This window comes from Novosphingobium sp. BL-S-20, assembly GCF_055521635.1.
Window position 1 is genome coordinate 113588 of the sequence record NZ_CM145493.1, and the last position, 14149, is coordinate 127736.

Below are 14149 nucleotides of genomic sequence, written 5' to 3' on the forward strand. Positions count from 1 at the left end.
ATGATCCGTCTGGAAAATATCCAGCGCCGCTACGTATCCGACGAAGTGGAGACGACCGCGCTGCGCGATATCGACCTTGAGGTCTCCGCCGGCGAATTCCTCGCCATCATGGGGCCTTCGGGCTGCGGCAAGTCCACCCTGCTCAACACGTTGGGTACGGTCGACCGGCCCACCGGCGGCCGCTATCTGTTCGGCGATCAGGACCTGGCCGCGATGGGCGAGAAGGACCTTGCGAAGTTTCGTGGCTCCACGCTTGGCTTCGTGTTCCAGAGCTTCAACCTGATCGACGAACTGACCATCGAGGAAAACGTCGCCCTCGGCCTCGCCTATCGTGCCAATGGCGGAGACCGCCGCGCGCGGGTTTCGGCGGCGATGGACAAAGTCGGCATCGCCCACCGCGCCCGCCATTTCCCGCACCAACTTTCGGGCGGCCAACAGCAGCGGGCGGCGATCGCCCGCGCCATCGTCGGCGATCCAAAGCTGATCCTCGCGGACGAACCGACCGGCAACCTCGATACCGCCAATGGCGAGCAGGTGATGAACATCCTCCAGGCCCTCAATGACGAAGGCGCGACCATCGTCATGGTCACCCATTCGCCCAGCCATGCCGACATGGCCAGGCGCCGCATCGACATGCTCGACGGGCGCATCGTCGCCTCGGCCATGCGATCGATCTGAGGGGCAACCGATGAACCGCTTCGCCCTGCTTTCTCTTTACCGTTCGCTCACCCGCCACAAGCTCTATGCCGCGCTCAATGTCGGCGGACTCGCGGTGGGGATCGCCGTGTTCCTCGTCCTCGGCCTCTATGCCCGGTTCGAGACCAGCTACGAGAAATGGCTGCCCCGCCATGACCGCATCTATGTGGTGCAGACGGCATGGAATCTGCCGGAAAGCCCGTTCAATGGGGCCTATCCCTATACGATGGGCGGCCTGCTCGATCAGATGCGCGAGGACTTTCCCGGTACCGTCGGCACCCGCATAAGGGGCGGCAAGAACGGCGGTACCGTCATTCGCGGCGGCGTTGCCGCACCGGCCGATGTCGCGCAAGTGGACCCGCAGTTCTTCAATGTCTTCGACCTGCCGATGGTGCGCGGTAGCGGCACGGCGCTGCGCCAACCCGCCAATGTACTCATCAGCGAGACGCTGGCGCGCCAGTATTTCGGGACAAGCGATCCGATCGGCCAGACGCTGACCATCGCGATTGACAAGACCACCAACTACCGGGTCGCCGGAATTTTCCGCGATCTGCCCAAGAACAGCGATTACAACATTTCGCTGCTAGTGCCGATGCCAGCCACACCTCTATCGGAGCAGTGGTTCCATTGGGGAAGCACCTCGCTCCAGACGCTCCTGCGGTTCGATACGCCAGAGGCCGCGCGCGCATTCGAGCAGAAGCTGCCGTCCTTCGTCGACCGGCGCGCCCTTGCAGATATGGGCAAGGATGCTTCCAAGATTCACCAGCTCAAGCTGCTGCCGCTCACCCGGATGCATCTGGAACCTGCCGGTTCGGCCAGCGCCAGCGCGAAGATCACGGTCATCACGCTCGGGATCGTCGGATTGCTGACGCTACTGGTGGCGATCGTGAACTACGTCAATCTCGCGACGGCGCGCGCCAACTTGCGTGCCCGAGAAGTCGCCATGCGCAAGGTCCTGGGCGCGGACCGGCCGGCACTGGTGCGTCAATTCCTGGGCGAAGCGATGTTCACGGTGGGCATTGCCGCCCTTATCGGACTCATCCTCGCCGAATTGAGCCTGCCGCTGGTGAACGCCGCTGGCGGCCTTTCGCTGACGATCCCCTATGCGCTGGTGGTGCCCGCGCTGGTGGTACTGACACTGGTCGTCGGCATGCTGGCAGGTTTCTATCCCGCGCTGCTGCTGTCCCGCTTTCCGGCCGCCAGCGTACTTTCTTCTGCCCGCTCGCCCGGCGGCGGCCGCGTCGGTACCCGCATTCGCGAAGGGCTGGTCGTGCTCCAGTTCGGCCTTGCCATCGCCTTCATGGTCGGCACCGGCGTGCTGGTTGCGCAGACCCGCCACGTCCGGCAATCCGACCTCGGCTTCCAGCGCAATGGGCTGATGGTGCTGCTCTCCACCCGCGACAGCCTTGTCTCCAGCGCCCAGACCCGCGCGGTCGTTTCCGCCATCCGCGATTTGCCCTCCGTCCGCACCGTGGCGATCGGCAACAATGCCGTTGGCGGCAGCGGTGAGAACAATGCCGATAACGTGCCTTTGCCCGGCGTTGCCGGCGATGGACCTTCGCTGCGCTGGATCGTCACCGGCCCCGGCTTCTTCAAGGTCTACGGCACCCGCCTGTTGGCCGGGCGCGTGTTCGACGACAATCACCGAGACGACGATGCACTGTCTCGCCAGCTCGAACAGGGGCGCAATATCGTCATCAACCGCCGTGCCCTGTCCACGCTCGGCTTCCGCTCGCCTGAGGACGCCATCGGCAAGACCATCGGCGGTAATCGTCCGCGCACGATCATCGGCGTGGTCGAGGACATGCGCTTCTTCTCCCCGCGTGAACCCACCAGCGCCAGCTACTACATCTATTACCGTGAACCGGAACAGGCGACTACTGCCGTCGCCTCGATCCGCTTCATCGGCAATCCCCGCGCGACGATGGATGCCGTGCGCGCGATCTGGCAGCGCACGGTGCCGCAAGTGCCGTTCGAGGCGGAAACCGCCGACACCCAACTCGGCAAGTTCTACGAGGCGGACGACCGCGCGACCCGGCTCTTCGCCATCGGCGCAGGCCTGGCCGTGCTGATCGGCTGCGTCGGGCTGTGGGGGCTTGCCTCCTACAACACCCAGATGCGGATCAAGGAAATCGGCATCCGCAAGACTCTCGGCGCCTCCTCCCGCGATATCGCCAGGCTGCTGGTCGGTCAGTTCCTGCGCCCGGTGCTGCTGGCCAACCTGCTCGCCTGGCCGCTTGCCTTCGTAGCGATGCGGACATGGCTGGCCGGGTTCGACGACCGCGTTGCGCTTTCGCCGCTCTTCTTCATCGGCGGCAGCCTGCTGGCGACGGTGATTGCGGTGCTGACGGTGCTCGGACAATCGCTGCGCGCCAGCCGTGCGGCTCCGGCCTGGGCGCTCCGTCATGAATAGGCGGGTGCTGAATAAGCGAGCGGCATGGGCGTTGACCACCCTGCTGCTGGCCTCTCCGGCCTCCGCCGAAACCCTCGGCGAGGCGATCGCGGCGGCTTACGAGAGCAACCCCCAGCTCGCCGCCGCCCGCGCGCGGCAGGAAGCCCTCGCCGAAACGCCCGAACAGGAGCGCGCGCTGGCGCGGCCCACGCTCTCGGTCGGCGGCGATGGCGGTTACGACCGTCAGGGCTACGGCAAGGCAGCATCGCTGACCGCGAATGTCGCCCTGCCGATCTGGACCGGCGGGCGGGTCTCCTCGGCCGTGCGCGCCGCCAATGGCGATGTCGCTGCCGGAGAGGAGGGGCTGCGCGACACCGAAGCGGCGATCCTGCAAGGCGTCGTCTCCGCTTACGCCGCACTGCTCTACAACCAGCAGGCGGTGGAAGTGGCGCGGGTCGGCATCGAGCGGCTCGATACGCAAGTGGCCGAAACCCGCGCACGCTACGATCTCGGGCAGGCGACCCGGACCGACGTGGCGCAGCTCGAAGCACAGCGCTCCACCGTCGTCGCCAACCTTGCCGATGCCGAAGGCGCGCTCGCCACGGCGGCGGCGACTTACCGGGCAGCGGTAGGTCGTGATGCCGGTACGCTCACGGCCGAAGTCCCACCGCCTGCCGCGCTTCCGGCAAGCCGGGACGAGGCGCGCCAGGCAGCGGAAACGGCCAATCCACAGCTGCTCCAGCAGCGCCTTGCCGTCGAAGCCTCGGGTGCAAGGATCGACCGGGCGCGGGCCGAGGGTGCGCCTTCGCTCGACCTCGGCGGCGCCTATGGGCGCGGCGAAAGGCTTTCAGGCGGAAACCTGCACGATTTTGCAGGCGCCGGATCGGTCGGGATGACCCTGCGCGTGCCCTTGCTGACCGGCGGCCTCGTCTCCTCGCGCGTCCGGCAGGCGGAAGCGAACAACCGCGCCGAACGGTTCCTGGCCGATGCCGCCGAGCGTAATGCCTTGCGCGGTGCCGACACCGCATGGGCCATGCTGAATGCCGCCCGCAGCCGCCTGCGTGCCAATATCGAGGGACTTGCCGCCGCCGATCTCGCACTCAAGGGCGTCAGAGCCGAATATGGCTTCGGCCTGCGCTCGACGGTCGACATTCTCGTCGCCGACCAGAGCTTCCGCGCCGCGCAGCTTGCCGTCGCCCTGGCGAGAGCCGACGTTCTCGTCGCCGAGGCCGCTCTTCTCCGCGCTGCGGGCAGGCTGACCGGTACGGCTTACCAATAGCTCGCGCCGCTCAGGCGCTGAGCAGATCCGGCACGACAAGGCTGGCCACGTCCACACGCCTGGGCAGCACGTTATAGGTTGCGTGGAAGCGATCGGAGGCCGCTTGCAGGGCCGCTATGAAGGTCTCGTCGGGCCGCGAAAGACCGGGTTTCTCGCGCGCGGCGATCACCCGCGCGATCGCGATGTCCATGCCGGTCTGCCGGGCATAGAGCTTGGCATAGGCCTCCGGATTGGCGATGCACCAGGCATTGGCGGCGCGGGTGCGGGCGAGGAAGTCCGCGATGGCCGCGCGCTTGCCTGGGTCGGCGAGCGCGCTTTCGGAGACGGTGATCGCCGAATAGCCGGGACCTATTCCGGTGCCGTCGCGCAGGATGCGGGCGCCGTCCGCCTCGGCGCGCGCCTGATAGGTGCCGAAGATGGCCCACGCCGCGATCTGCCCGGTCGCGAAGGCGGCGGCGGCGTCGTTGGGCAGCATATAGCCGATCTTTACCGCGGACGGCGGCATGCCCTTCTCGCGCAGGGCCTCCAGCAGCAGGTAATGCGAGATGCTGCCCCTTGCGCTCGACACGATCACGGTCTTGCCCGCCAGTTCCTCCACCGAACCGATCGGCGAACCGCACGGCACGATGATCGCCATCGACTTGCCCGACCCCCGGTTCACCCCGGCGATCTTCAACCGGCACCCGGCGGCGGCGGCAAGGATGATCGGCAGGTCCCCGGCGGGTGCGGTATCGACCGCGCCCGCATTGAGCGCCTCCAGCAGAGGCGCGGCGCCGGGGAAGTTGCCCCAGCTCATCCCGTAGGAAAGGCCGCTGAGCTGGCCCGCTGCCGAGAGCTTGGTCTCCAGCAGATGGACCTGATCGCCCAGCACGACATGGGTACCGGCTTTCGCGCTCCTGCCGCAGCCGGACAGCAGGGCAAACCCGCCGAGAGTACCGGCAAGGAATCCGCGCCGGTCAGAAGCTGACTGCGATACGTCCATAGTAATATCCACCATTGGGGTTGTAGGGCGAAGGTCCGTAATAGCCCTGGCCGGTCTGCGGACTGCCGGGGCCGTTGGTTTCCGGGCGCACGTTGAAGATGTTGGTGGCACCGACCTGCAAGGTCGCGAACGCGGTCACTTGCGCGGAAACGGAAGCATCGGTGATCCACTTCGCGCCGAAATGCCGGTCGTCCCCGGCGGCGGTGCGCTGGGTATACTTGCCGTAGCGGATAGTGGTCAGCGCGATGCCGAAGATGCCCCGCGACCAGTTGCCATTGAGCACGATCTTGGTGCGCGGGTTGATGACTTCCAGTTCGCCGATGCGGTCGCCGCCGAAATAGGCAGAGCCGGTGGCCAGCAGCGAATTGCCACTGGCATCGGAAAGCTGGGCGGGCACCGTGGGCAGCCGGTCCACTTTGGTCTTGTTGTAGTTGAACGCCGCGTTGAGGTTGAGCTTGCCGAAGCCGCCGGGCGACACCGTCCAGTCCGCCACCACGTCCAGCCCGCGGGTGGAACTGTCCACGGCGTTGAAGAAGTATTCGATCTGCTCGATCCCGGTCAGCCCGTTGGCATTGAGCAATGCGGTGATCCCGGCGCCGTAGAGGCGCCCGGTCCGCTCGATGCGGTTCCTGATCTTGATGTAGTAGCCGTCGGCGGTCAGGCTGAGATTGGGCGCCGGAGTGACCACCACGCCGGCCCCGACATTCCAGCTACGCTCAGATTTGAGGGGCTTGGCGCCGAACAGGGCGCCGATGGCGGAACCCGGCGTGACCAGTTTGGCGACCGTGGGCGTCAGTTCGGTCTGTCCGCTCACGGGATTGAAGACCAGCGCGGTGCGCCCATCGGTCTGCGCGTAGGCGGACTGGGTCAGCGAGGGCGCGCGGAAGCCCGTGCCCACGGTGCCGCGTATCGCCACCACCGGGCTGAATTCGTAGCGGGTGTTGAGCTTCAGACCGACCGGACTTCCCGAACCGTCGCTATAGTGCTCGGCGCGCAGGGCCGCACCGAAGTACCACTGGTCGAGCGGATAGATGCCGAGATCCAGATAGCCCGCATAGACCCGGCGCGTCGCATCGGCCTCGTCCTCGGGCGAGAGCACGATGGCCCCCTGTACCACCGGCGAGGCGGCGACGCCGACGTTCCAGTCGTATTGCTGGTCGCCCGGCTGGAACACGTAAGTCGCGGGCGTATAGGCCAGCGCGTCGCCCGCGAAAGTGCGGAAGCGATCGAGCCGGTACTCGGCCCCGAACGAGACCTGCACCGGCCGGGCGAGGCCGATCTCGAACTCGCGGGTCACGTCCAGATTGTGCGTCCACTGGCGGAACTCGAAATTGGCGAGATTCGGCCATTCGGTCGGGCTGGTCGGGCCGAGCGAGGGCTTGATCGACAGCTTGGAGAACTGGCGGCTGCGGTTGCGGCCGAAGCTGCTGGACAGGTCCACGTCCCAGCCCGCCACATCGCCCTTCACCCCGGCGACGAACTGGAAATCCGTCTCGTGGATATTGTTGAGCGGGTAATACCCGTCCGGAAACAGCGCGGTGAAATTGGCATTGCTGTTGGGACGGCGAAAGTTGTTGCCGATCTGCACGTCGCGTTCGCCGTAAGTCCCGAAGGAGTAGAACGCCAGCTCCGCGCCCAGCGGCACTTCGGTGTTGTACGAAAGGTTGAAGGCCTTGATCTGCGGGTCGCCGTTGTGGGCGCCGTCACCGTCCCACGCGGCATTGCGGGCGGCAGCCTCGTCGCTGTTGGCCTGGACTTGCGCGGCGGTCTGGCCGGAACTGGAGGCGACTTGCGCCGCCGTCCGCCCGCTCGGGCGACCATAGATATTGGTATCGGTCGCCTTCAGGTTCCACCAGTTGCCGCCGCGCTTGCGATAGTCGGCGCTCAGGCGCAGGAAACCGCCGTCACCGATCGCGGTGCCATAGCCGATCTGACCCTGCCAGCTGTCCCGGTCACCCCGGCCGATGTACTGGCTGCCATAGCGGAAACTGGCATCCAGACCTTCCGCGCGGTTGAGCTGGATGTTGACCACCCCGGCAATCGCATCGGTGCCGTATTGCGCCGCTGCCGAATCCTTGAGCACCTCGATCCGCGAGATCGCGCTGGCCGGGATCAGGTCCAGATCGACGGCGTTGACGCCGCTGGTATCCTGGGACGTATTGGTCAGGAAACCGCTGTTGTGCCTGCGCTTCCCATTGACCAGCACCAGCGTGTAGGCCGGGCTGAGACCGCGATTGGTGACCGGCCGCACCACCGAGAAGACCCCGGCATGGGTGGCGGAAAAGTTGAGCGACGGCAGCAGCCTCGTCAGCGCCTCGCCGATTTCGGCGGCGCCGGTTCCGGCCAGCTTCTCTCCGCCGACGACATCGACCGGGGCCGGACTTTCCGTCACGGTACGGGGCGCGCCCCTTACCCCGGTGACGATGATGTCCTTTTCGGGCGTGCCCAGCGGCGCTACCGCTTCTGCTCCGTTGTCTTCCGCCCTCGCGGCAGCCGTGGCCAGTGCCGCCGCAGCAGCCCCGGCAAGAAGGATGGTCCTTTGCGTCCTCATGATCTTGTCGCCCCTCATCGATACTTGCCAGAGGGGTAGTCAGGAGGAGGAAATGCGACCAATGAGATTCATCGAAAACTGGCTTTAATCATCTCATCGATGAATTTTATCTATTGATGCCTGTAGCAATACAATTCCATCACAATAATTATGAATACAAATCCGCCGATCCGCAACGCAATTGGCGCCCGTTTCGGATGGAAACGGACGCCGGATCACCGATATCATGACGTATTTCTAGTCGTCGAAACCCGGCAGCTCCCGCGAGACCCGGCGCAGCACCGCTTCCCATGCCAGTTGGTGATGCGGTTTCGCGCCCGCCTTGGCCGTAGCCACCGCAGGCCTTGTCGCAAGCTGCCGCCGCGCCTCTTCCTGTGCTTCTTCGGGTGCGATCAGGATGTGCTCGCGCCCGCCCGCCAGCGCTGCGACTTGCGCCGAACAGGCCGCTTCGAGCTGATAGATCCGGCTCCAGGCCTCACCCGGCGTCGCCCCCAGCGCAAGCGTTCCGTGATTACGGAGCAGCATCTGCGGATGGTCGCCAAGATCGCGGACCAGTCTCTCGCGCTCGTCGAGATTCAGGGCGACACCTTCGTAATCGTGATAGGCCAGCTGCGGAATGATCATCAGCGCCCGCTGGCTGACTGGCAGCAGTCCTTCGGCATGGGCCGATGCGCCCATGCCGTCACGTGTATGGAAGTGCGCGATATAGTGAGCATCATCCCGCGCGGCATGGATGGCCGAGTGGATCACGTAACCCGCATAATTGATGCCATACGCGCTCTCACCGATGATATTGCCGTCGATGTCCACCTTCACGAGGCTCGACGCCGTGATCTCGTCGAAAGTCAGGCCGAAGGGGTTTATCAGGAAGTGATGGTCTGGGCCGGGCACTCGGGCGGAAATATGCGTGTAGAGGAAGTCGTCGAAACGGTAGAGCGCGGCGATCCGATAGAACGCCGCGAGGTCCACGCGCACTTCCCATTCGGCATCGGTGATGCCCTGCCTGCCTATCCGGTCGTCTGCGAAGGCCGTAGCCATGATGCACGTTTCCTCAAAGCCACGCGCGATTGCACTGTATCTCGCAATCGCCGCGGATGAACATATTGCCTGTAGAAGACATGCAATTCTGCGACCGATCAAATGAGTATTTCCCGCGAGCTATCACTGCTGCGAATAGGTCTGCCCGGTCGCTCACAAAAAAGCGCCCGAAGCGGCAGGCCTCGGGCGCAAAGGTTCAGGGTTCTCGCCGAAAATCGCGAAGGTCAGTACCCTCGCTCGCGATCGACGACGTCGCGAGGCTGTTCGCCGCGCAAGTAGCGGCTGAGATCGTCCTGCACCTTTTCCAGCAGGCGGTGTCTTACGCGCAGGTAATTGCTGGAAATATGCGGCGTCAGGCGCACCCGCGGATGGGTATAGAGACGGTGTCCGTCCGGCAGCGGCTCCGGCTCGGTGACGTCCAGCGTCGCGAAAGCCAGACTCCCGGCATCGAGCGCTTCCAGCAAGGCCTCCTGATCGACGACCGAGCCGCGGGCCACATTGATCAGGTGCGCATGAGGTTGCACCCGCGAGAGGAACTCCGCGCCGATGAGACCCCGCGTCTCGGGTGTGGCAGGCACGGCCAGCACGATATGGTCTGCCCGCCCTGCCAATTCGGCCAGATCCGCGACCAGTTCCACGCCTGCAAGACCGGAGCCACCCGCCACGCTGGACCGCCGCACCGCCACGACCCTTGCGCCGAGGGCCAGACCCCGCCGGGCGACTTGCGCACCGATCGCCCCCAGGCCGACGATGCCGATCGTCGAGCCGGAAACCCGTCCCAGGACTTTCGGCCCCCATTCCTCGCGCGAGCGGACGGCGGCTGCCTCCAGCCCTTTCGCATGGGCGTAGATGGCCGCTATCACATAGTCCGCGATCTCATCGGAGGCGACGCCGCGACCGCATGTCACCAGCGGCGCGTCGAGCAGCCAGTCGGGATAGAAGTCGATCCCCGCCGATCCGCTGTAGACCCATTTCAGCCGCCCCGGCCAGATGTCGGGACGCGGCGCCGGACGCCGTTTCCAGGTCGGCGAAGGCACGACCAGCAGGATGTCCGCCTCGCGCGCGGCGTCCCAGGGCGCGTCCTCCTCCACGCCAACGATGGTCGGGCGCGAGGGATGGCGGGCGAGACCCTCGTTGAAATCGGCATCGAGTTGGCTGGCGATGACGAGCGACATCGTCTCAGATTCCCAGCCCGGCGCGGCCAGCGGCCACCAGCACGGTATCCGCCTGGGGCGAATGAATGCGGCTGCACAGCACGTCGCGATAATGCCGTTCGAGCGGATTGCGCCTGCTGATGCCGGGATTTCCGGTGAGTTCGAGGCCGATCGCAACCGCCTCTATCGCATTGCTATTGGCCAAGTGCTTGATGAGGTTCGCCTCCACCGGAGACGGCAGTTCGCCCCGGTCCGCCGCCGCGGCGGCACTGTCTATCAGCACGCGATTGGCATAGAGCCGCGCCTCGATCTCGCCGAATTTTTCCTGAACGCGTGGAAGCGTCGCCAGCGCGGCGCCAAGGTTGCTCGGCACCCGTTCGTTGAGATAAGCCGCCAGCCAGTCCCGCGCGGCGCGGGCCACGCCGTCATAGATCGTGGCGATGGCCAGCGCATTCCACAAGGCCTGCCTCCCGGCATCGCCGCTGCCCGCGCGCGGCACCCATTCTTCCGGCCCGCGCACGTCGACCGCATGACCGGCCGGGATCAGTACATCGTCGAACACGACCTTGTGGCTGACCGTCGCCCGCATGCCGAGATGATCCCACTCCGGCACGATGGCAATTCCCGCCGCCTTGGGATCGACCAGGAAATTGCCGACCATCGGCACTTCGTCATCGGTCCGCGCCCATACCAGGAACCAGTCCAGCCCGGTCGAGCCGGTCGAATAGATCTTCTCGCCGCTGATCCGCCAGCCATCCGGCGCGCGCCGGGCGACCGTCTTCGGCAATCCGCCGCGTACTGGGGTTCCCAGTTCCGGTTCGACGCGGAAGGTGCCCACCAGACCTCTCCCTGCGACCGCTTCGCGCGCCAGCCTTTCGTAGAGCGCACGCGGCCAGCGCCCGGTCTTTTCCGGTGCCGCATGAAAGGCATAAGTCATGAACAGGATCAGCGCGGTAGACGGCTCCCCCCGCGCCACCGCGCCGAGCACCCGCAGCACATCGACATAGCCGCTGCCGGAACCGCCCAGATCGCTCTCGACGGTAAGCCCGATCAGGCCCTCCCGCGCCAGGAGGTCGAAATTCGCACGGGGAAACTCGCCGGTGCGATCGTAGTGTTCGGCGGTTGCCGCAAGCGCTGCGGTGATCCGGCGAAGGTCCTGATCATTCGGCAACCGACGCGGCACTGGAAGCGGCGTATCGTTGGCCGGTGTATTGTTGGGCGTCGTATCGGGCGGCGCGAGCGCGGCGTGGTCGGCCATTCAGGCCTCCTTGGGGATGATGCTGTTGAAACGATCGGTCCAAAGCGGGCTTACGTCAACATGGCGGGGGATGAGGCCCGCGCCGGTGAACACGTCGGCGACTTCCTGCTGCGAGGCTACGGCCTCCGGCGTGACCGGACGCAAAGTATAGCGCGCACTCTGCCGGCGGAACTGGTCGCGCACATAGTCCACCGGCACACCGATCTGCCCGGCGATCGCAGCGGCCCAGCGATCGCGGTTCTGCGCCGCCCAGGCCTGCCCATGCCCAAGAAGGCCCAAATAGGCTTCGATCCACCGCGCCTTCTCCGGATCGGCGAGTGCCTTTTCCTGGGCACAGACGATATAGTTCCCGGACAGAAACCCGAGCGCGGTGCGCAGGACACGCGCACCCTCGGTGGCGAGCGCGCGCTGGATCGGAAAGCCGTAGATCGCCCAGGCATCGAGCGACCCGCGCGCAAAAGCCGCAGCCCCGTCGGAAACCGTCATCGCCACAGGCTCGATATCCGACCATGCCAGCCCTACCGATTCCAACATGCGGATCAGGAAATACTGCGAGGTCGTCGCCCGTACATAGCCCACGCGCCGCCCCTTGAGACCGGCAAGATCGCGGATCGGCGAACCGGCCGGGACCAGCACGACCTGGTTGTTGACGTCGCCGTGGTTGACCGCGATCTGGCGAAAGCTCTGGATCGTCGAAGCCGCAGCGAAGACGGGCGGAATTTCGCTCATACCGCCGAAATCTATCGAGCCGGAATTGAACGCCTCGACCACGAGATGGCCTGACTGGAACTCGGAATAGCTTACCGGAAAGTCCGGTTTCAGGCCGGCATGCCGAAACAGCAGCCGCCAATCGCTATCGCCCTTGCCGGTGATGGCGACCCTCAGCGGGCCGCTATCGCGCTCGGCTCCGGAGCATCCGGCAAGCGCCGCAGCAAGCACCGCTGCGCCGCCGACCAGGGCCGCACGGCGATCCAGTCTGAAGTTGTCGCTGTCCATTGCCGACGCAGATGTCCCTGTATCCGACCAGATCCCGTGGGAGATTTTCAAACGGGTTCTCAGGGTTCCGGTTCTGATCGCACTGCACCTTGCCGACAAATGAGTTCTTCTCGCCCCCTGATGAGCATCGCCAATCCTTCTCCCGGCGCGATGACTTATTTGAAATAGCCGAACAATTCGCTCGTCTGCGGCGATCTGCTGACGTAGGCTGCTCGCGTCTTCAACTGCGGCCGTCACTATGGCTGCATAACGGTGGACTTCTCATGACCGATCCGATGTTCGTTCGTCTGAATCGCCGTGCGCTGCTTGGCGCAATGGGGGGGATAGCCGCTGCCGGATTGCTTCCCGGCGCCGTAGTCGCCCGCCCGGCGGTGCCCGGCCGCCGCGTCGTCGTGATCGGTGCTGGTATTGCCGGTCTCGTCGCGGCGCGTGAGATCGAGCGGCTGGGCGGCGAGGCTATCCTGCTCGAAGCGCGGAACCGGGTCGGGGGACGCGCCTGGACGGTGCGCGGCGGCGACCGCGTCAGCCATATCGGCGAGGACGACCAGCAGGTCGGCTTTTCGCAAGGCCTTTACCTCAATGTCGGCCCGGCGCGCATTCCCAGCCATCACGACCAGTACCTGGGCCTCGCCCGCGAATTGCAGGTCCCTCTGGAAGTCCTCGTCAATACCAGCCGCAGCAGCTTCGTTGCCGGAACCCAGGACGGCGCCCACCGGCCGATCCGGCTGCGGCAGGCCGCCAACGACTTGCGCGGCCATCTTTCCGCGCTGCTCGAAAAGGCCCTGCGCAGCGGCGCGCTCGATCAGGAACTCGATCCGGCCACGCGGGGCAAGCTGGCAGAATTTCTGAAGACTTACGGCGATCTGGCGCAAGACCTCTCCTATCGCGGGTCGGAACGCTCGGGCCTTGCGCAAGTCCCCGGAGCAACGATCGAACAGGCCGTGGCGGTGCCGCCGGTCACGCTCGATGCCCTGCTGGCGAACCCGGAACTCTCCACTCTGCTGTTCGAGGAGAACATCCTCATGCAACCCACCATGCTGCATCCCGTCGGCGGCATGGACCGGCTGCCGGTCGCCATCGCCGCCGCCTTGCGCAGCCCGCCGAGGCTCCATGCGGAAGTGCGCGAAATCCGGCGTTCCGGAGAGGGCGTGCGCATCCTCTATCGCGACAACCGCAAACGGCGTGACATCGCGATAGAGGCCGACCGCGCGATCATCACCACGCCGCTGCCGATCCTGGCGCGCACCCCCAGCGATTTCAGCCCCGCGGTACAGGCCGCGATTGCCGGGGTGCGCTATTCTGATTCGATCAAGATCGGCTTCGAAAGCGCGCCTTTCTGGGAAAAGGACCAGATATACGGCGGTATCTCGTTCGTCGGCGGCGATACCTCGCTGGTCTGGTATCCAAGCGGCCCGTTCCAGGCCAAGCGCGAAGTCCTGCTGGCCGCCTACAGCGCCGGGCCGCAAGCACGCAGCCTGGCGAAGCTGGGCCGCGCCGCGCAGATCGACCTGGCCCGCACCGCCGTGGAACGGCTGCATCCCGGCCATGGACAGGATCTTGCCGCGCCCGTCCGCGTCCATTGGGAACGGGTTCCGTTCAGCGAAGGCCCCTGGATAGAGTGGGCCGATCCCGGCAACGACATTGCCGCCGCCGCCCTGCTCAATGCCGGAGACGGGCCGTTCCTGTTCGCCGGGTCCCACTTGTCCGCCTATTCCGGCCACTGGCAGGAAGGCGCGATACTCTCTGCACACCGCGCCGCCACACTGGCGACAAGCGAACGCCGATCGGCTTGAAACGAGGAGA

Annotated in this window: 10 protein-coding genes; 4 read left to right on the forward strand and 6 right to left on the reverse strand. The window is 65.7% G+C overall.

Annotated elements, in window-relative coordinates; all coding sequences use genetic code 11:
• Genes ACZ1II_RS00545 through ACZ1II_RS00555 form a run of 3 tightly spaced genes read left to right on the forward strand, consistent with a single transcriptional unit; the run spans window position 1 to window position 4367 of the window.
• Window positions 1–678 carry an ABC transporter ATP-binding protein gene (locus tag ACZ1II_RS00545; RefSeq protein ID WP_465143889.1) on the forward strand — a complete coding sequence of 226 codons (678 nt, stop codon included), beginning with the start codon at window positions 1–3 and terminating at the stop codon, window positions 676–678.
• Window positions 679–688: 10 nt separating this feature from the next.
• Window positions 689–3109, forward strand: a complete 2421-nt coding sequence (locus ACZ1II_RS00550; protein WP_465143890.1) for an ABC transporter permease — start codon at window positions 689–691, stop codon at window positions 3107–3109.
• A 4-nt stretch (window positions 3110–3113) separates the two neighbouring features.
• A complete protein-coding gene (locus ACZ1II_RS00555) occupies window positions 3114–4367 on the forward strand; it encodes a TolC family outer membrane protein (protein WP_465143891.1) in 1254 nt (417 codons plus the stop codon).
• A gap of 10 nt (window positions 4368–4377) precedes the next feature.
• Here ACZ1II_RS00555 and ACZ1II_RS00560 read toward each other — a convergent pair whose 3' ends face one another.
• The 6 genes from ACZ1II_RS00560 to ACZ1II_RS00585 form a co-directional block, all read right to left on the reverse strand.
• Complete coding sequence (locus tag ACZ1II_RS00560) at window positions 4378–5349, reverse strand: ABC transporter substrate-binding protein (RefSeq protein WP_465143892.1); 972 nt, start codon at window positions 5347–5349, stop codon at window positions 4378–4380.
• A complete protein-coding gene (locus ACZ1II_RS00565) occupies window positions 5324–7900 on the reverse strand; it encodes a TonB-dependent receptor plug domain-containing protein (protein ID WP_465143893.1) in 2577 nt (858 codons plus the stop codon). The genes ACZ1II_RS00560 and ACZ1II_RS00565 overlap by 26 nt, the downstream gene beginning before the upstream one ends.
• 237 nt (window positions 7901–8137) lie before the next feature.
• Window positions 8138–8938: a class II aldolase/adducin family protein gene (locus ACZ1II_RS00570; RefSeq protein WP_465143894.1), complete on the reverse strand. Its 801-nt coding sequence runs from the start codon at window positions 8936–8938 to the stop codon at window positions 8138–8140.
• Between the two features lie 224 nt (window positions 8939–9162).
• Window positions 9163–10113 (reverse strand): NAD(P)-dependent oxidoreductase, encoded by a 951-nt coding sequence (locus ACZ1II_RS00575; protein WP_465143895.1) that lies wholly within the window; start codon window positions 10111–10113, stop codon window positions 9163–9165.
• 4 nt (window positions 10114–10117) lie between these two features.
• Window positions 10118–11350 carry an acyl-CoA dehydrogenase family protein gene (locus ACZ1II_RS00580; protein WP_465143896.1) on the reverse strand — a complete coding sequence of 411 codons (1233 nt, stop codon included), beginning with the start codon at window positions 11348–11350 and terminating at the stop codon, window positions 10118–10120.
• Window positions 11351–12346, reverse strand: a complete 996-nt coding sequence (locus ACZ1II_RS00585) for an ABC transporter substrate-binding protein (RefSeq protein WP_465143897.1) — start codon at window positions 12344–12346, stop codon at window positions 11351–11353.
• Window positions 12347–12609: 263 nt separating this feature from the next.
• Here ACZ1II_RS00585 and ACZ1II_RS00590 point away from each other — a divergent pair, with 263 nt between their 5' ends.
• The gene (locus ACZ1II_RS00590; protein WP_465143898.1) at window positions 12610–14139 is read left to right on the forward strand and encodes a flavin monoamine oxidase family protein; all 1530 of its coding nucleotides are present in this window, start codon (window positions 12610–12612) and stop codon (window positions 14137–14139) included.
• Window positions 14140–14149 lie beyond the last annotated feature (10 nt).

Bases quoted from the DNA above. Each gene is read 5' to 3' on its own strand.
- ACZ1II_RS00545 (WP_465143889.1), top strand. From the start codon at position 1: ATGATCCGTCTGGAAAATATCCAGCGCCGCTACGTATCCGACGAAGTG.
- ACZ1II_RS00550 (WP_465143890.1), top strand. From the start codon at position 689: ATGAACCGCTTCGCCCTGCTTTCTCTTTACCGTTCGCTCACCCGCCAC.
- ACZ1II_RS00560 (WP_465143892.1), bottom strand. From the start codon at position 5,349: ATGGACGTATCGCAGTCAGCTTCTGACCGGCGCGGATTCCTTGCCGGT.
- ACZ1II_RS00565 (WP_465143893.1), bottom strand. From the start codon at position 7,900: ATGAGGACGCAAAGGACCATCCTTCTTGCCGGGGCTGCTGCGGCGGCA.
- ACZ1II_RS00570 (WP_465143894.1), bottom strand. From the start codon at position 8,938: ATGGCTACGGCCTTCGCAGACGACCGGATAGGCAGGCAGGGCATCACC.
- ACZ1II_RS00575 (WP_465143895.1), bottom strand. From the start codon at position 10,113: ATGTCGCTCGTCATCGCCAGCCAACTCGATGCCGATTTCAACGAGGGT.
- ACZ1II_RS00580 (WP_465143896.1), bottom strand. From the start codon at position 11,350: ATGGCCGACCACGCCGCGCTCGCGCCGCCCGATACGACGCCCAACAAT.
- ACZ1II_RS00585 (WP_465143897.1), bottom strand. From the start codon at position 12,346: ATGGACAGCGACAACTTCAGACTGGATCGCCGTGCGGCCCTGGTCGGC.
- ACZ1II_RS00590 (WP_465143898.1), top strand. From the start codon at position 12,610: ATGACCGATCCGATGTTCGTTCGTCTGAATCGCCGTGCGCTGCTTGGC.